Here is a 16,560-nt window from a genome sequence, read left to right as displayed (position 1 = left end):
AAGGTTATGCAGTAACTTCTGGCTGGCCGCCGCCTCCAGTGAAGGGAGTGTCGATGAGGACACGAGTGGTGGTGAGCGCGGTCGCGCTCGCCTTCGGCGCGCTCGCCGTGCCGGCCGCCCAAGCCGCTCCGGCGACCGGCGCGGCCGCGGACGTGGGCACGATGGCGGTGACCTTCGCCGAGGAGTTCAACGGCCCGGCGGGCACGCGGGTCGACGCCTCGAAGTGGAACACCGAGGTCGGCGACAACAACGGCAACAACCGCGAGCACCAGTACTACACGACGTCGGCGAGCAACGCGGCCATGGACGGCGCGGGCAACCTCGTCATCACCGCCCGCCGCGAGAACCCCGGCAACTACAACTGCTGGTACGGCCGCTGCCAGTACACCTCGGCCCGGATCAACACCGCGGGCAAGTTCACCACGACCTACGGCAAGGTCGAGGCGCGGATGAAGATGCCGCGCGGCCGGGGCATCTGGCCCGCGTTCTGGATGCTCGGCCAGGACATCAACTCCGGCAACCCGTGGCCGAACAGCGGCGAGATCGACATCATGGAGTTCCTGGGCCACGACCTGGACACCGTGTACGGCACCATCCACGGTCCGGGGTACTCCGGCGCGGGCGGCATCGGGATGCCCTTCAACGGGCCGAACTTCGCCGACGGCTTCCACACCTTCGCCATCGAGTGGACGCCGACCGGCATCGCGTGGTCCGTGGACGGCAACGTCTACCAGCGCCGCACCCCCGCCGACCTGGGCGGCCGGCAGTGGGTGTTCAACAAGCCGTTCTTCATCATCCTGAACCTGGCGGTCGGCGGCGAGTGGCCCGGCTACCCGGACGCGAGCACCACGTTCCCGCAGCAGCTGGTGGTCGACTACGTGCGCGTGTCCACGATCGACGGCGGCCAGCCCACCGGCGGCCGGATCACCGGCATCGGCGGCAAGTGCGTGGACGTGGCGGGCGCGAACCCGGCCAACGGCACCCCCGTGCAGCTGTACGACTGCAACGGCACGGCGGCCCAGCAGTGGTCGCGGCCGGGCGACGGCACCATCCGCGCGCTGGGCAAGTGCCTGGACGCGGCGTCGGGCGGCACCGCGGACGGCACGCTGGTCCAGCTGTGGGACTGCAACGGGAGCGGCGCGCAGCGGTGGGCGGTCAGCGGCGCCAACGACATCGTGAACATCCAGGCCAACAAGTGCCTGGACGCCCAGAACAACAGCTCCGCCAACGGCACCCGCTTGCAGCTGTGGACGTGCTCCGGCACCGCGAACCAGAAGTGGACCGTGTCCTGACCGGGCGCGGCATGATCGGGGCATGCGGACCCTGATCAGAGCTGAGGCGGCCAAAGCCGACCGCGACCGCCGACTCTCCCCGGCGGTCGTGGCGGCGCTGGTCGAGGCGGGCGCGACGCGCATGCTCGCGCCCGCCTCCCTCGGCGGCGGCGAGTTGGACCTGCCCTCGTGGGTGCGGGAGGTCGAGGACCTGGCGTGCGCCGACGGCTCGACCGGCTGGACGGCGATGACGACCAGCGCGACCTCCTCCCTGGCCTGGTACCTGCCGCCGGACGCGGCCGAGGAGGTGTTCGGGCCGCCGCGGTCCGTCGTCGCCGGCACCGCCGCCCCGGTCGGGCAGGCGGTCGAGGAGGCCGGCGGCCACCGCGTGACCGGCCGCTGGGGCTGGGGCAGCGCCGTGTCGCTGTGCGACTGGGTGCTGGGCGGCGTGATGACGTCCGCCGGCCCGCGGCTCATGCTCTTCCCCGCGTCGGCCGTGACGGTGCACGACACCTGGCACGCGGCCGGGCTGCGGGCGACCGGGACCCACGAGTGGGAGGTGGCGGACGCCTTCGTGCCGACGCGTCGCGCCCTCTGGCCACCCGCGATGCGGGTCGACGCGCCGCTGCCGACCTTCCCGTTCTTCGGCCTGCTCGCCGTCGGCGTGGCCGCCGTGACGCTGGGGATCGCGGCGCGGGCGGTCGAGGAAGCCGAGGCCCTGGTCGTGACCGGGACGTCCCCCGGCGCGACCTCCACGCCGGCCGAACGCCCGGACGTGCAACGCGACCTGGCCACCGCCGAAGCGCGCCTGTCCTCGGCCAGGGCCTTCCTGCACACCGAAGTGGCGGCCCGGTGGTCCGACGCCGTGAACGGCCGGCCAAGCCCACCCGAACCCCGCGCCCGCCTCCGCCTGGCCTGCTCCCACGCCGCCGCCGAAGCGGCCTCGGTGACCAGGCTGGCGTTCGACATCGGCGGCAGCCCCGCGGTCTTCGAGGACTCCCCGCTCCAACGCTGCCTGAGGGACGCCCACGTAGCCGCCCAACACACCATCACCTCCCGCCGCCTGTTCGAGGCGTACGGAAAGGTCAAGCTCGGCGTCCCCACCGACACCACCGGCCTCTGACCAGCCCAACCTCACACCGCCCGCCCCACACCGCCCGCCTCCGCTCGCCCCACCCCTGCGGCGATCCCCTTCCCGGCCGCAGCCGGGCCGGGGCGGATGCGCGGGCAAGGCGGATCGCACACGGCCCGCGCCACAAACCCAGCCGGTCCGGGCAGGGCCGTCGGGTGCGGCAGCAGGGCGAGCCGGCCTGCACGCCGGGCGCGGTCGAGCAGACAGGTCGGCTCGGGCACGTGCCGGGCAGGTGGGGCCGGCCGGCGGGTTGCGGCCGGGGCGAGGGCCTACGGCGGTCTTCGCCCGGCGCGGCGGGATTGCGAACCGGGCGCGGTTGGACGCGAGTCCGGCACGGTGAGCTGGCCTATGTGCGGTGGCGTAGGCCGTGTGCGGGTGGCCTGGGCCATGTGCGGTGTGCGTGCGCCGGGTGCGCGTCGGCTGTCGGGTGGTTGTGGTGGCGGTCTCGGGCGGTGGGCGGCTTCGTGGAGGTCGAAGGGTCGGATCAGGCGGAATGTCGGGTGCGGCGGGGCCGTTGGACCTGTCGTGAGGCTTTCCGTGCTGGACCGGTCCCGGGTGCGGGCGGGGTTCGGGCATGCCGAGGCCCTGCGCGACACCGTGGCGTTCGCGCGCCAGGTCGAACAGCTCGGCTACCACCGCTTCTGGGTGTCCGAGCACCACGGCGTGCCGGGCGTCGCCGGCTCCGCGCCGACCGTGCTGGCAGCGGCGGTCGCGGCGGCGACGTCCCGGATCAGGGTCGGCACCGGCGGCGTGATGCTGCCCAACCACCAGCCACTCGTGGTGGCCGAGCAGTTCGGCGTGCTGGAGTCGCTGTTCCCCGGCCGGATCGACATGGGGCTCGGCCGATCCGTCGGCTTCATCGAGGCGGTCCGCAAGGCGCTGGGACGCGACAAGGAGGACGCCGCCGAGTTCGGCCCCCGACTGGCCGAACTGCTGGGTTACTTCACCGGCGACCAGGCGGTGCGCGGCTACCCGGCCGACGGCCTGCGCGTGTCCCCGTTCGTCCTGGCCACCGGCGCCGGGGCACGGGTGGCCGCGGCACACGGCGTCCCACTCGTCATCGGCAGCTTCCGCGGCGAAGACGCCATGATCGACGCCATCACCACCTACCGCACCGGGTTCCGCCCCTCGACGTGGGCAGCGAAGCCGTACGTGGTGATCTCCTCGACGGTCGCCGTCGCCGACACCACCGAGGACGCCTGGCGTCTCCTCGTGCCGGAGGCGTGGTCGATGGCGTACTCGCGCACCCGCGGCGAGTTCCCGCCCCTGAGCGACCCGAACGACATCCTCGCCCGCTCCATGACCGATCGCGAACGCAGGATGTTCGAGCAATCGCTGCAGGGTCACATCCACGGCACGCCGTCGGAGGTCGCCAAGGCCCTGGACGCCCTGGTCGACCGCACCGCCGCCGACGAGGTGCTGGTCACCACCAGCACCTACGACCGCGCCGCCATGCTCGACTCGTACCGCCGGCTGGCCGACCTGTACCTCTGATCACGGCCACCGGCCGATCACAGCCGATGTCACCACCCCTGGCCGTCACAACCGAGCCCACTCACAACCAAGCCCGATCATGACGCGCGCCCGATCACACCGAAACCGATCGCGGCCCAGCTGATCACAAACCCAGCTGATCACAACCCGGCCAGCGCTCCGCCCTCGGCGCAGCCGGCGTGGGGTCAGCGACCGCGAGCCTCGGCGTGTTCGGCCAGCTCGACCTCGATGAACGCGCCGATCATCGCCCGCCACACCGCCTCCGCGACCGCCGGCTCCAGCCCGGCCTCCCCGGCACGCTCCCGCACGGAGGCGATCACCTGGGCAACCCGGTCGGGCGCTCGCACGGCCTGGTCGTCGGACTTGAACGACGCGGCAGCCCGCACCAACCCCTGCCGTTGCGCCAGCAGGCGCACCAGCTCCGAGTCGATCGCGTCGATGCGTGCGCGAACCTCGGCCAGCGACGTCGGCGGTGAGGACGATGCGGAATCAGCCACGTCCGACATCATCCACGACGTCGCCGGGAGGCGAACCGCCCCGGAAGGGACCGGGTCAGTGGTCGCGTTGCTGCTCGGCCAGGAAGCGCTCGAACTCCGCGCCGATCTCGTCCGCACTGGGCAGCGGCTGGTCGTCGGGCACGAGCAGGTTCTCCGACGCCTCGTTGAACGCGTCGTACTGGCGCTCGAGGGCCTCCACCACCTGCGCGACCTCCGCCGACTCCTTCACCTGGCGGGTGATCTCGGCATCGGTCTGCCGGGCCGCCTCGTTCAGGGCGGCGGCCTGGATGACCAGGCCCGTCGACTTCGTCAGAGCCTGCAACAGGCCCAACGCCGCCGTCGGGTAGGTGCTCTGCGCGAGGTAGTGCGGGACGTACGCGGCGAAGCCCATCGCGTCGTGACCGGACTCGCCGAGCCGCAGCTCCAGCAGCGCCGACAGGTTGCCCGGCACCTGCACCCGGCTGAACGGCGAGCCCTCCACGACCAGCTCGGGCCTGGTCGCGTGCGAGATCACCGACAGCTTCCGCGTGTGCGGGACACCCATCGGGATGCCGTGGAAGCTCACGGCCAGCCGCACGCCCCACCGGTCGATCAGCGACCGCACCGCCGCGACGACGGCCTCCCACCGACGGTCCGGCTCGGGACCGGTCATCAGCAGGAACGGCGTGCCGACGGCGTCGTGCAGCAGGTAGACGACCAGCTGCGGCGCGTCGTAGGACTCCCAGCGATCGGTGGCGTAGATCATGGGCGGCCGCCGGGCGCGGTAGTCGATCAGGTCGTCGATGTCGAACCGCGCGATCACCCGGTGCTCGTGCGCCTCGAGCAGGTGGGCGACCAGCGCCCCGCCCGCCGCACCGGCGTCCATGAATCCGTCGAAGTGGTGCAACAGCACCGCTCCGGTCAGGTCCGGGACGTCGGAGTCGACCTCGTACAGATCCTCCGGGTCCAGCGCCACCGCGTGCCTCCCCAAGTGCTCACATGCCAGTCCTCCCTTCGGTCAACGTCGAGCGACCACTGATCCATTCCCCGATCCCGTCGAGCATTCGCGCGAGACCGAACTCGAACAGGGTGTCCAGCTCCATGTCCAGCTCGGAGCGCACCACCCGGCTGAACATCGGGAACCTCCCGGTGGCGACGATGTCCAGCAGGGCCGGCGCCTGCTGGGTCATCCACTCGTCCCCGGTCATCCCGGTGTCCCGCCGCTGCTCGGCTTCCTGCTCGATGTTCACCGCGACACCTCGCACGAAGCCGAACACCGTCACCGCGGCGTGCATCATCTCCTCAAGGTCCAGCCCCTTCCCGTCGAGCGCTTGCAGGATCCACTCGGTGTGCGCGACCGCGCTGGGCAGCAGTTGCGGCCTGGTCATCGACATGGCCGGCGCCAGCCACGCGTGTTCCTGGAACAACCCCCACTGCAGCCTCGCGCACACCTCCAACCGCTCCCGCCAGGTGCCGGGCGCGGGGTCGGGCAGCTCCTCCTCCCGCAACACGTGGTCGATCATCCGAAGGACCAGCTCGTCCTTGTTCTCGACGTGCCGGTACAGCGACATGGTCGCCACGCCCAGTTGTGACGCCACCCGCCGCATCGACACCGCGTCGAGGCCTTCCCGGTCCGCCAGGCGGACCGCCGTCATGACCAGCCGCTCGCCGGTCAGGTCGGTCTCCTGCGCGCGCGGTCGCGCAGCAGCCCCGCCTTCCGCCGACACGACGGTGCCCACGCCGGCCACGGGACGCACGAAGCCCTCGGTGCGCAAGGTGGCCAGCGCCTTGGTCGCCGTGGCCATCGCGACGTCCCACGTCACGGTGATCTCGCGCGTCGACGGCACCCGATCACCGGGGCGGAGTTCCCCCGACTCGATCCGAGCGCGGATCTCGCGCGCTATCTGCTGGTAGATCGCGTCGGTCATGCCCGCCTCCTCAAGCTAGTACACCCCAGCCTAGAGCACTAGTGCACCATCGAGTGATTTGACGAGGTAGGACAGCCATGTACGGTGTACGCATGAACACCGTACTGATCTCCGGCGCAGGTATCGCCGGCCCGGCGCTCGCCTACTGGCTGCGCCACCACGGACTCACGCCGACCGTCGTCGAGCGGGCGCCCGCGCCCCGTCCCGGAGGCCAGGCGGTCGACCTGCGCGGCACGGCCCGGGACGTCGCCCGGCGCATGGGGGTGCTCGACCAGGTGCGCGCCGCGCACACGGGCGCGAGAGGGATGGCGTTCGTGAACGCCGCGGGCAAGCGCACCTCGACCATGGCGTCGGACACGCTGGGCGACTCCGGCGGCGCGGTCGCCGAGCTGGAGATCCTCCGGGAGGACCTGGTCCGGATCCTCCACGAGGCGACCACGACCGGCGTCGAGTACGTCTTCGGCGACGGCATCACCTCGCTCACCCAGACCGGGTCGGGGGTGGAGGTGACCTTCGAGCGGGGCGCGCCCCGCACCTTCGACCTCGTGGTCGGCGCGGACGGGCTGCACTCGAAGGTGCGGTCGCTGGCGTTCGGCCCGGAATCGCGGTTCGCCCGCGACCTCGGCGCGTACATCGCCATCTTCGGCACCGGCCGGCGCGAGGACCTGGGTGGTTGGCAGCTCATGCACACGGTGCCCGGTCGCACCGCGGGCCTCTACCCCACCCCGGACGGCGGGGCGAAGGGGATGTTCGTGTTCGCCTCGCCGCCGGTGGAGCACGACCGGCGCGACACGGCGTGGCAGCGGGAACTGGTCGCCACCGCGTTCGCGGACGGCGGGTGGGAGGTGCCCCGGCTGCTCGACGACCTGCGCACCGCGCCCGACTTCTACTTCGACCGGCTGCGCCAGATCCGGATGGACGCGTGGTCGGACGGCCGGATCGCGCTGCTGGGCGACGCCGCCTTCTGCGCGTCGCCGATGGCCGGCAACGGCACCAGCATGGCGTTGGTGGGCGCGTACGTCCTCGCGGGCGAGCTGGCCACCGCGCCGGATCACGTCACCGCGTACAGACGCTACGAGGAGGTGATGAGAGCGTATGTGACCAAGTGCCAGGACTTCGCGCTGAGCGGGGCCCGCGGTCTGCTGCCGCGGTCGCGGGGGTTCATCCGCATGCGGGACATCGCGTTGCGCGTCGTGCCGCACCTCCCGGGCGGGGCCCGGATGTTCGGCGACCTGCAGAAGCTGGCGAACATGGTGTCCCTGAAGGATTACCGGTCCCCGAGCTTGACTTCCAGCTGACTCCAGGTCCTACGTTCCGGGCATGGACATGGAGACCACTGCCTGGATGTCGCTGTACCACGTGACGAACGCGCAGGACGACAAGCGGCCGTTCTCCGCCGCCACGCTCCGCCGGATCCGGGCGTTCGCCTGGCCGCACCGGGTGAGGTTGGCCCAGTACCTCGCACTGAGCGTGGTCGTGGCGGTGTCGGCGGTGGCGACGCCGGTCCTGGCCGGGCGGATCGTGGACGCGATCGTGACCGGCGCGGCGTACCAGGTGGTGCTCACCCTCGCGGCCGTGATCGCCGGCATCGCGATCGCCGAGGCGGGGTTGGGTCTGGTCACGCGGTGGCTGTCGGCGAGCATCGGCGAAGACCTCATCCTGGACCTGCGGACCGCGGTGTTCGACCACGTGCAGCGGATGCCGGTGGCGTTCTTCACCCGCACCCGGACGGGGGCGCTGGTGAGCCGGCTCAACAACGACGTGATCGGCGCGCAGCGGGCGTTCAGCGACACCCTGTCCAGCGTGGTCGGCAACCTGGTCACGTTGGGGCTGACGCTGGTGGTGATGATCGGCCTGTCGTGGCAGGTGACGCTGCTCGCGTTGGTGCTGCTGCCCGTGTTCGTCGTGCCGGCGCGACGGATGGGGACGCGGCTCGCGCGACTGGAAAGGGAGGCGGCCAACCACAACGCGACGATGAGCACCCAGATGACCGAGCGGTTCTCGGCGCCGGGCGCGACGTTGGTGAAGCTGTTCGGCCGGCCCGCGCACGAGTCGGCGGAGTTCGCGCGGCGGGCTCGGCGGGTGCGGGACATCGGGGTGCGCACGGCCATGGTGCAGACCGTGTTCCTGACCGCGCTGACGCTGGTGTCGGCGCTGGCGCTGGCGCTGGTGTACGGGTTGGGCGGGTTCTACGCGCTGCGCGGCGAGTTGGACCCGGGTTCGGTGGTGGCGTTGGCGTTGTTGCTCACGAGGCTGTACGCGCCGCTCACCGCACTGGCCAGTGCGCGGGTCGAGGTGATGAGCGCGCTGGTGAGCTTCGAGCGGGTCTTCGAGGTGCTCGACCTGAAGCCGTTGATCACCGAGAAGCCCGGTGCGCGCACGGTGCCGGACGGGCCGGTGTCGGTGGAGTTCGACCACGTCCGGTTCGCCTACCCCGCCGCGGACAAGGTGTCCCTGGCGTCGTTGGAAGAGGTCGCGGTGCTCGACCACCGCGGCGGAGTGGAGGTGTTGCACGACGTGTCGTTCCGGGCCGAGCCCGGCCAGGTGGTGGCGCTGGTCGGCTCGTCGGGCGCGGGGAAGTCCACGATCGCGTCACTGCTGCCCAGGCTGTACGACGTGGACGCGGGTGCGGTGCGGCTGTCCGGTGTGGACGTGCGCGACCTGACGGCCGACTCGATCCGGGACGTGCTGGGCATGGTGACGCAGGACGGTCACCTGTTCCACGAATCGATCCGGGCGAACCTGCTGCTGGCGCAGCCGTCCGCGACCGACGAGGAGCTGTGGGAGGTGCTGGGCCGCGCTCGGCTGGCGGACCTGGTGGCGTCGCTGCCGGACGGGTTGGACACGGTGGTCGGCGAGCGGGGCTACCGGCTGTCCGGCGGTGAGCGGCAGCGGTTGACGATCGCCCGGCTGCTGCTGGCGAAGCCGCGGGTGGTGATCCTGGACGAGGCCACCGCGCACCTGGACTCGACCTCCGAGGCCGCGGTGCAGGAGGCGTTGGGTGAAGCGTTGCAGGGGCGGACGGCGGTGGTCATCGCGCACCGGCTGTCGACCGTGCGGTCGGCCGACCTGATCCTCGTGGTGGAGGACGGGCGGGTGGTGGAACGCGGCACGCACGCCGACCTGCTCGCCGCGGGCGGTCGTTACGAGGAGCTGTACCGGACGCAGTTCACGGAGACGGAGGAGGCACGGGTGTCGTAGACAAGAACAGGGACGCTCAGGGCGTCGCGCGCACCGCCACATCGGCGGCACGGTCTCGCCGTCGAGTTCCAGTTCGGCCGGGCCGGGTGCGCGGGTCGGGAGCGGGGCTGGGGACGCAAGTCCTTCGCGTACTCCGCCCGGCGGCATCGGAGGCCGACGGCGGGGAGACGGGACGCCGAGAAGGTCCGTCGTCCGCCGCGGCAACGAAGCCGAGGACGGGGCCGAGGTCGGGGTCGGGGTCGGGGTCGGGGTCGGGGTCGGGGTCGGGGTCGGGGCGCGGGGACTACGCGTGCTGCACCGCGTCGGCGTCGGCGAGGCCGAGGAGTTGCACGGCCTGCTTGCGCATCTCGACCTTGCGGACCTTGCCGGTCACGGTCATGGGGAACTCGTCCACCACGTGGACGTACCGGGGGATCTTCTGGTGCGCCAGCTTGCCCGCGCAGAACGACCGCAGCGCCTCGGCGGTCAGGGGTTCCGCGCTAGGGCGCATCCGCACCCAGGCCATCAGCTCTTCGCCGTACTTGACGTCGGGCACGCCGACGACCTGGGCGTCGAGCACGTCGGGGTGGGTGTGGAGGAACTCCTCGATCTCGCGCGGGTAGAGGTTCTCGCCGCCGCGGATGACCACGTCCTTGATCCGGCCGGTGATGTTGACGTACCCCTCGTCGTCCATCACCGCGAGGTCGCCGGTGTGCATCCACCGGGCCGCGTCGATCGCCTCGGCGGTCTTGTCCGGCTGCTGCCAGTAGCCGAGCATCACCGAGTACCCGCGGGTGCACAGCTCGCCGGGGGTGCCGCGCGGCACGGTGCGGCCGGTGTCCGGGTCGACGACCTTGACCTCCAGGTGCGGTCCGACGCGGCCGACGGTGGACACGCGCCGTTCCAGCGAGTCGTCACGCCGGGTCTGGGTGGACACGGGCGAGGTCTCCGTCATGCCGTAGCAGATGGACACCTCGGTCATGCCCATCCGCTCCACGACCTGCTTCATGACCTCCACCGGGCACGGCGAGCCGGCCATGATCCCGGTGCGCAGCGACGACAGGTCGTAGGAGTCGAACTCCGGGTCGGCGAGTTCGGCGATGAACATCGTCGGCACGCCGTACAGCGACGTGCACCGCTCCTCGGCGACGGCCCGCAACGTGGCGGCGGGCTCGAACGCGGGCGCGGGGATGACGATGCACGCGCCGTGCGAGGTGGCGGCCAGGTTGCCCATCACCATCCCGAAGCAGTGGTAGAAGGGCACCGGAACGCAGATCCGGTCGTGCTCGGTGTACCCCAGCAGCTCGCCGACGAAGAAGCCGTTGTTGAGGATGTTGTGGTGCGACAGCGTCGCACCCTTCGGGAAGCCGGTGGTGCCGGAGGTGTACTGGAGGTTGACGGGGTCGTCCGCCGACAGCTCCGGCCACGCCGGCGGGGTGTCCGCGTGCAGGTCCGTCCACTCGGGGCTGTCGAGGAGCACGACCCGGCGCAGGTCGGGGCACCGGGGTCGCACCTCGGCGATCATCCCGGCGTAGTCGGACGTCTTGAACGACGGGGCGGCGACGAGCGTGTGGACGCCTGCCTGGTTGAGCACGTACTCCAGCTCGTGCACCCGGTAGGACGGGTTGATGTTGACCAGGATCGCGCCGATGCGCGCGGTCGCGTACTGGACGACGACCCACTCCGCGCGGTTGGGCGACCAGATGCCGACGCGGTCCCCGACCGCGACCCCGGAGGCCAGCAGCCCGGCCGCGACCGCGTCGACCTCGGCGGCCAGCTCGCGGTAGGTCCAACGACGGCCGGTGGCGCGGTCGACCAGCGCGTCGCGATCGCCGTGCGCGGCCACCGTGCGGTCGAGGTTCACGCCGATGGTGTCGCCCAGCAGCGACACATCGGAGGTGCCCGAGGAGTAGCTGAGGTGCGCCATCAAGGCAACGTACCGCAGTCCGCAACGGCCGGTGCGCCGCGAATCGCGCCAGCGTGACCTGCGGCGACGTTATTCGTGGTTGCTCCTGGGCGGTGGACCGACACAATCGTCGGCATGCGAACCATCGGGTTGATCGGCGGCATGAGCTGGGAGTCGTCCGCCGAGTACTACCGGCTGCTCAACGAGGAGACGCGGCGGCGGCTCGGCGGTCACCACTGCGCGCCCAGCGTGCTGCTCACGGTCGACTTCGCCGAGATCGAGGAGTTCCAGCGCACCGGGCAGTGGGAGCGCTCGGGCGAGCTGCTGGCCGACGCCGCGCGCAAGCTCGAAGGCGCGGGCGCGGAGCTGGTCCTGCTGTGCACCAACACGATGCACAAGGTGGCGGACGCGATCACGGACGCCGTCAAGGTGCCGTTCGTGCACATCGTGGACGCCACGGCGCGGCGGTTGACCGACTACCGCAGGGTCGGTCTGCTGGGCACCCGGTTCACCATGGAGCAGGACTTCTACCGCGACCGGATGAGCGAGCACGGCATCGAGCTGGTCGTCCCGGACGAGCCGGACCGCACGCTCGTGCACGACGTGATCTACCGGGAACTCACGCAAAACCGGGTCGAGCCGGCCTCGCGCGCCGCATACCGGGACGTGATGGCGCGGCTGGTCGAACGGGGCGCGGAGGCGGTGATCCTCGGCTGCACCGAGATCACGTTGCTGGTCGACCAGTCCGACAGCACCGTGCCGCTGGTCGACTCCACCCGCATCCACGTGGAGACCGGCGTCGACCTGGCGTTGGCCTAGACGTCCCCTCCGGTCGTCTGGTGCGCGATGTTGGACGTCGCGCCGTAGTAGTAGGCGCGGACGCGGTAGGTGGCGGTCTTCTCCGTCGGCAGCGTGATCAGCCCGAACGACCGCACGTCCGGGTCGAGCTGCGCCGCCACCGAGAAGTCCGCCGCCCCGGCGGGTCGGACCTCCAGCAGGTAGCCCTCCTCCCCCTGTGCCCGGTCGGTCCACGTGAACAGGATCCCGTTGGCGTGCCGGACCTCGGCCCGGAAGTCGGCGGGGCCGGCGTCGGCCGAGCGCACCGGGCGGTCGCCGCCGGCGCCGGTCACGGGTTCGGCCCAGGCGTGGTCGTCGGACTCGGGCACGTCGTCGCCGGGAGGCAGGGTGACGTCCACGGTCGGCGAGGCCGGGCCGTGGAACGACCGGATCCGGTAGTGGAACGACGTCCTCGGGATGAGGTCCGGGTGCTCGAACGACGTCCGGTCGGGCGGCACGAACCCCAGCACGGTGTACGCGCCGTCGGGCTCGTGGGCGTACTCGACGACCTGGCCCGCCGTGCCCGGCTCCGCCTCCCACACCAGGGACACGTCGGTCGGCGAGGTCAGCGTGGCGGTGAGCGTCGGGTGCTGCTCCCGACCGCACGCGGCCAGGAGCAGCACCGACACCAGGACGAGCCGCCTCACTTGCGCCAGAACCGGATGCCGCTCCACACCACCGTGGCCGGTCCCTGGCCGCTGTTGGTGCGGTAGGCGCCGAACTTGTCGTAGAAGCTGCCGCCGGGGCCGGCGTAGGTGTGCTTGAGCGACCCGTTGACGTACGTGCGGTGCTCGCCGCCGACCACGTGCACGGTGTTCACCCGCACGGTCGCGCCGACGGTCGCGCCGGTGGCGACGGTGGCGCCGCCGTGCACCGCGTACAGCCGCCCGCCCCGCTCCACGGCCAGCATGAAGTACGGGCCGGCCGCGGACTCGTGGAACGTCTGCTTCAGGCTGATCCGGGTGCCGCCGAGGCTGGTGATCCGGACCGACCCCTCGAACTGGCGGGTGCCGCCGGTGTAGGTGGCGTACCGGCGCTCGGCGCGCTGGTCGCCGCTGGCGGTGGCGCAGGTCAGGCGGAAGGTGAGGTCCGCGACCTCGCCGCAGCCCCGTTCCTGCACGGTGAACGTGGGCGAGTAGGACGTCCACGGTCCGGACTCGACCTGGGCGTGCGCGACCGGCGACGCCATCAGCAGGCCACCGGCGAGCACCGCCCCGACGAGGGCTCGGAGCGTTCTGGGCATGCGCGCCTCCTTCGACTCCCCGGCGAGGGGGAACGTCAAGGCGGTGGCGCAGGTCACTGTAATTGGTCTGGACGACTCGGACAAGGATCACTCGCTCAGGGATCTCCCTGAGGCCCGCGACGGCTCCGTCCGGCACAGTGGGGGCATGGACCTGACCCCGCGTGCCCTGTTCGGTCTGGCGAGGACGACCGTCGAGACCGCCGTGTCCGTGCCCGGCCGCGTGCTCGACCTGCTGGGCGCGGCCGAGGCCGTCGTGCGCCGCGCCGACGAGCTGGTCACCCGCACCGAACGCGTGTTGGAGGAGACCGAGGCGCTGGTCGGGCGGGCCAAGGCGGTCACGGCGACGGCCGAGGGCGTGACGACCGACGTGGGCCGCACCGCCCGCACGTCGCGCGAGCTGCTGGACAGCTACGCCCCGATCGCGCTCAAGGCGCAGCCGCTGGCGCAGCGGTTCGTGGACGACCTGTCGCCGCAGGAGGTGGACGCCGCCGTGGAGCTGGTGGACCAGCTCCCGGTGCTGACCAGGCACCTGATCGACGACGTGCTGCCGATCCTGGCCACGCTGGACCGCGTGGGGCCGGACATCCACCAACTGCTGGAGGTCACCAACGACGTGCGGCAGGCGATCCTGGGCATCCCCGGGTTCGCGTTCATGCGCCGTCGCGGCGAGTCGAAGGAGGACGGCGACTAGAGCGCGCGCTTGATCAGCCGCAGGGGCGCGTGGCGGATGACCGGGGCGAGCACCCTCCACGGCCACGCCGGCACGCAGGCGCTCGGCGCCTCGCGTTCGACGGCGCGCACCATCGCCCGCACGCCCACCGCCGTGTCCACCAGCAGCGGGGCGCGTTGTTCCGGGTTCATCTCCGACCTGATGTAGCCGGGCAGGATCGCGCTGACCTTGATCGGCGTGCCGAGCACGTCCGCGCGGATGCCCTCGGCCAGCGCCGACACGGCGGCCTTCGTGGCGGCGTAGGTGGTCATGGACTTCGGCATGCCGCGCACCGCGCTCACCGACGAGATCAGCACCAGGTGGCCGTGCCCCTGGCGGTAGAACAGCTCCATCGCGGCCTCGCACTGGGCCAGGGCGGCGACGAAGTTGGTCTCGGCGGTGCGCCGGTTGGCGGGGAAGCCGCCCGTGCCGATGGGCCTGCCCTTGCCGATGCCCGCGTTGACCACGATCCGGTCGATCGTGCCGAACTCCTCGGCGAACGAGCGGAACACGGTGAACACCGCGTCGTGGTCGGTCACGTCGAGCGGCCGGGTGGACACCGAGACACCGGGGTGGGCCGCGGTGAGGTCCGCGCGCAGGACGTCCAGCCGGTCGGTGCGCCGCGCGCAGAGCGCCAGGTCACGGCCCAGGGCGGCGAACTGGCGGGCCATCTCCGCGCCCAGGCCGGCGCTCGCGCCGGTGATCAGGATCGTCTTGCGCACGGCGGTGAGCGTAACAACGGCACTGGTCCGTTCGGCGGCAGCGGGAACGCGCGGGCGGGGCACGCCGACCGAGGCCGCGCGCCGCCCCGCCGGGTCAGCCCCCTCCGGTCCGGAGGTCGACGGTGAACTCCTGGTCCCGCTCGTCGGCGCACGGCTCGCGCACCGCCTCCGCGCCCTCCCGCACCACGCCGCCGCGCAGCCCGACGCACGCCGAACCGCCCGCCGACCGGAACCGGTAGCGCTGGTCGCGGACGCGTTCGACGCGGAAGAGCTGGTCCAGGTTGTCGTCGGCGCAGTTGTCCCAGGGTTCGAGCAGGTGTCGCGCCGGCCCCGAGCGCAGCACCGTGAGGCAGCCCAGGACCTTCTCGCTCGGGTGTTCCCACTTGATCGTGGTGAACTCGTCGTCGACCGGCTCCAGCAGCACCCGCGGCCCCGGTGCGGCGCACGGCTGGAGGGCCGCGACGGCCGCGTGGTAGCGGCCGGAGCCGTCACGCCCCTCGGTGAGGCACAGGTCGGGCGCGTCCGCCGCGTGGATGGTCGCCCAACTGCCGGCCGGCGCCACGGGCAGGAGTTCGGCGCTCGGCCCGCCGGTGTCGCCCGGCTCGGCGTTCGACCCGCCGGTCTGCTCCAGCGCGGTCGTGCCCGGCGGGTTCGGCTGGTCGGCCCGGACCAGGACCGCCGCGACGACGAACGCGACCAGCGCCACCGCGACCGACACCACCGCCGGACGTCGCCACGGCGGCTTCGGCGATGTGGGCGGCTCGCCGGACAGGGGCGCGAGCAGCCCGCCGGACGGCGGCGGAGACGGCGGCGCGGGCGACTCGCCGGGCGGCACGAGCGGCACGGGCGGCACGGCGGGCGACTCGCCCGACAGCGGCGAGGGCGACCGGTCGAACGGCGGCACGGGCGGCTCTCCCGTCAGTGTCTCGGACGGCAGCGAGGGCGACCCTCCCCACGGCGGCGCGGACGGCGGCGAAGGCGGCCGGCCGGGCGGTGGCGCGAGCGGATCCACCGGCGACGCCACGGGCGGGGTGGCGGACGGCTCCACAGGCGGCACAGGCGGCACAGACGGGGTGGTGGGGGGGGCGGCGCGCTCGGATCGACCAGGCCGACGGCCAGTCGTTCGCGGGCCCGGAGCCAGGGTTCCGGGTGCTCGACCCCGCACGCCCGCACGTACGCGGCGAGCAGTTCCGGGCGGGGCAGGGCGTCCTTGCGCAGCATGTCGGCGACGGTGCTGCGGGCCAGCACCTCGCCGCGCGCCGCGGCACGCTCCTCCAGCCCGCGCAGGGTCAGCCCCGACCGCTCCTTCAGCTCCCGCAGCATCGCCACGAACCCGGCCGCGTCACGTGCGGTGTCCGGCCGGCCACCCTCCGACATCACACGCGCATCCTGCTGGTCGCCGGCGATGCCGGGCAAGTGGCCGGGCGGCTGTCCGGCACGCCGGACGGCGGGCGGCCGACCTGCCCGGACACCGCGGACTTGTCCGGGACGCACCGGACCTCTTGCCGGTGCGGGCGGGCTCGGCGACGCTCGAACCGCGCCGAACGAGGGGTGCGGCGCGGCCCGGGGCGGGGCCCGCGCGCGCCGTGGCCCCCCGGCGGGGAGAAACCCCGGGTTGGGAGGTACACGTAACCGACCCGGGCGGGGGGGTGGGCGGCGCGC

At 72.5% G+C, this 16,560-nt stretch carries 16 protein-coding genes; 7 read left to right on the top strand and 9 right to left on the bottom strand.

The window, feature by feature from the left end; genetic code table 11:
- Positions 1–53 precede the first annotated feature (53 nt).
- From ACFXGA_RS03630 to ACFXGA_RS03620, 3 genes are all read left to right on the top strand, one after another.
- Positions 54–1,292 (top strand): ricin-type beta-trefoil lectin domain protein, encoded by a 1,239-nt coding sequence (locus ACFXGA_RS03630; RefSeq protein WP_378084048.1) that lies wholly within the window; start codon positions 54–56, stop codon positions 1,290–1,292.
- A 22-nt stretch (positions 1,293–1,314) separates the two neighbouring features.
- Entirely contained in the window at positions 1,315–2,394 is a 1,080-nt protein-coding gene (locus ACFXGA_RS03625; RefSeq protein WP_378084047.1) for an acyl-CoA dehydrogenase family protein, read from the top strand.
- Between the two features lie 534 nt (positions 2,395–2,928).
- A complete protein-coding gene (locus tag ACFXGA_RS03620; RefSeq protein WP_378084045.1) occupies positions 2,929–3,897 on the top strand; it encodes an LLM class flavin-dependent oxidoreductase in 969 nt (322 codons plus the stop codon).
- Between the two features lie 185 nt (positions 3,898–4,082).
- Here the strand turns inward: ACFXGA_RS03620 and ACFXGA_RS03615 are convergent, their stop codons facing one another.
- From ACFXGA_RS03615 to ACFXGA_RS03605, 3 genes are read right to left on the bottom strand one after another with little or no spacing between them, the layout of a single operon-like run.
- Positions 4,083–4,394: a chorismate mutase gene (locus ACFXGA_RS03615; RefSeq protein ID WP_378084043.1), complete on the bottom strand. Its 312-nt coding sequence runs from the start codon at positions 4,392–4,394 to the stop codon at positions 4,083–4,085.
- Between the two features lie 55 nt (positions 4,395–4,449).
- Positions 4,450–5,349, bottom strand: a complete 900-nt coding sequence (locus ACFXGA_RS03610; protein WP_378084041.1) for a proteasome assembly chaperone family protein — start codon at positions 5,347–5,349, stop codon at positions 4,450–4,452.
- Between the two features lie 19 nt (positions 5,350–5,368).
- The gene (locus tag ACFXGA_RS03605; protein ID WP_378084040.1) at positions 5,369–6,301 is read right to left on the bottom strand and encodes a TetR/AcrR family transcriptional regulator C-terminal domain-containing protein; all 933 of its coding nucleotides are present in this window, start codon (positions 6,299–6,301) and stop codon (positions 5,369–5,371) included.
- A gap of 92 nt (positions 6,302–6,393) precedes the next feature.
- On the opposite strand from ACFXGA_RS03605, the gene ACFXGA_RS03600 reads away from it, so the two are divergent.
- Both ACFXGA_RS03600 and ACFXGA_RS03595 read left to right on the top strand, forming a co-directional pair.
- The gene (locus ACFXGA_RS03600) at positions 6,394–7,599 is read left to right on the top strand and encodes an FAD-dependent monooxygenase (RefSeq protein WP_378084038.1); all 1,206 of its coding nucleotides are present in this window, start codon (positions 6,394–6,396) and stop codon (positions 7,597–7,599) included.
- Positions 7,600–7,645: 46 nt separating this feature from the next.
- Positions 7,646–9,502: an ABC transporter ATP-binding protein gene (locus ACFXGA_RS03595; RefSeq protein ID WP_378084176.1), complete on the top strand. Its 1,857-nt coding sequence runs from the start codon at positions 7,646–7,648 to the stop codon at positions 9,500–9,502.
- Positions 9,503–9,785: 283 nt separating this feature from the next.
- Here ACFXGA_RS03595 and ACFXGA_RS03590 read toward each other — a convergent pair whose 3' ends face one another.
- The gene (locus tag ACFXGA_RS03590) at positions 9,786–11,408 is read right to left on the bottom strand and encodes an AMP-binding protein (protein WP_378084036.1); all 1,623 of its coding nucleotides are present in this window, start codon (positions 11,406–11,408) and stop codon (positions 9,786–9,788) included.
- 114 nt (positions 11,409–11,522) lie between these two features.
- On the opposite strand from ACFXGA_RS03590, the gene ACFXGA_RS03585 reads away from it, so the two are divergent.
- Positions 11,523–12,206 carry an aspartate/glutamate racemase family protein gene (locus ACFXGA_RS03585; protein ID WP_378084034.1) on the top strand — a complete coding sequence of 228 codons (684 nt, stop codon included), beginning with the start codon at positions 11,523–11,525 and terminating at the stop codon, positions 12,204–12,206.
- Here ACFXGA_RS03585 and ACFXGA_RS03580 read toward each other — a convergent pair.
- A complete protein-coding gene (locus ACFXGA_RS03580; protein ID WP_378084033.1) occupies positions 12,203–12,871 on the bottom strand; it encodes a fibronectin type III domain-containing protein in 669 nt (222 codons plus the stop codon). The two genes, ACFXGA_RS03585 and ACFXGA_RS03580, sit on opposite strands and share 4 nt — an antisense overlap.
- Entirely contained in the window at positions 12,868–13,467 is a 600-nt protein-coding gene (locus tag ACFXGA_RS03575; RefSeq protein WP_378084030.1) for a hypothetical protein, read from the bottom strand. Before ACFXGA_RS03575 ends, ACFXGA_RS03580 begins: the two co-directional genes overlap by 4 nt.
- Here ACFXGA_RS03575 and ACFXGA_RS03570 point away from each other — a divergent pair.
- Positions 13,466–14,158 (top strand): hypothetical protein, encoded by a 693-nt coding sequence (locus ACFXGA_RS03570; RefSeq protein ID WP_378084028.1) that lies wholly within the window; start codon positions 13,466–13,468, stop codon positions 14,156–14,158. The genes ACFXGA_RS03575 and ACFXGA_RS03570 overlap by 2 nt on opposite strands.
- Here ACFXGA_RS03570 and ACFXGA_RS03565 read toward each other — a convergent pair.
- The 3 genes from ACFXGA_RS03565 to ACFXGA_RS03555 form a co-directional block, all read right to left on the bottom strand.
- The gene (locus ACFXGA_RS03565) at positions 14,155–14,898 is read right to left on the bottom strand and encodes an SDR family oxidoreductase (protein ID WP_378084026.1); all 744 of its coding nucleotides are present in this window, start codon (positions 14,896–14,898) and stop codon (positions 14,155–14,157) included. The genes ACFXGA_RS03570 and ACFXGA_RS03565 overlap by 4 nt on opposite strands.
- A 94-nt stretch (positions 14,899–14,992) precedes the next feature.
- Entirely contained in the window at positions 14,993–15,802 is an 810-nt protein-coding gene (locus ACFXGA_RS03560; protein ID WP_378084025.1) for an RICIN domain-containing protein, read from the bottom strand.
- A gap of 14 nt (positions 15,803–15,816) precedes the next feature.
- A complete protein-coding gene (locus ACFXGA_RS03555) occupies positions 15,817–16,275 on the bottom strand; it encodes a helix-turn-helix domain-containing protein (RefSeq protein WP_378084024.1) in 459 nt (152 codons plus the stop codon).
- Between the last annotated feature and the right edge of the window lie 285 nt (positions 16,276–16,560).

Origin of the sequence: Actinosynnema sp. NPDC059335 (assembly GCF_042752395.1) — a bacterium.
Classification (GTDB): Bacteria; Actinomycetota; Actinomycetes; order Mycobacteriales; family Pseudonocardiaceae; genus Actinosynnema.
This window is presented reverse-complemented; position numbering and strand designations above follow the sequence as displayed.

Excerpts from the sequence above, each read along its gene's own strand:
- ACFXGA_RS03570 (WP_378084028.1), top strand. The coding sequence starts at position 13,466 with ATGCGCGCCTCCTTCGACTCCCCGGCGAGGGGGAACGTCAAGGCGGTG.
- ACFXGA_RS03575 (WP_378084030.1), bottom strand. The coding sequence starts at position 13,467 with ATGCCCAGAACGCTCCGAGCCCTCGTCGGGGCGGTGCTCGCCGGTGGC.
- ACFXGA_RS03590 (WP_378084036.1), bottom strand. The coding sequence starts at position 11,408 with ATGGCGCACCTCAGCTACTCCTCGGGCACCTCCGATGTGTCGCTGCTG.
- ACFXGA_RS03585 (WP_378084034.1), top strand. The coding sequence starts at position 11,523 with ATGCGAACCATCGGGTTGATCGGCGGCATGAGCTGGGAGTCGTCCGCC.
- ACFXGA_RS03630 (WP_378084048.1), top strand. The coding sequence starts at position 54 with ATGAGGACACGAGTGGTGGTGAGCGCGGTCGCGCTCGCCTTCGGCGCG.
- ACFXGA_RS03555 (WP_378084024.1), bottom strand. The coding sequence starts at position 16,275 with ATGTCGGAGGGTGGCCGGCCGGACACCGCACGTGACGCGGCCGGGTTC.
- ACFXGA_RS03600 (WP_378084038.1), top strand. The coding sequence starts at position 6,394 with ATGAACACCGTACTGATCTCCGGCGCAGGTATCGCCGGCCCGGCGCTC.
- ACFXGA_RS03625 (WP_378084047.1), top strand. The coding sequence starts at position 1,315 with ATGCGGACCCTGATCAGAGCTGAGGCGGCCAAAGCCGACCGCGACCGC.
- ACFXGA_RS03605 (WP_378084040.1), bottom strand. The coding sequence starts at position 6,301 with ATGACCGACGCGATCTACCAGCAGATAGCGCGCGAGATCCGCGCTCGG.
- ACFXGA_RS03595 (WP_378084176.1), top strand. The coding sequence starts at position 7,646 with ATGTCGCTGTACCACGTGACGAACGCGCAGGACGACAAGCGGCCGTTC.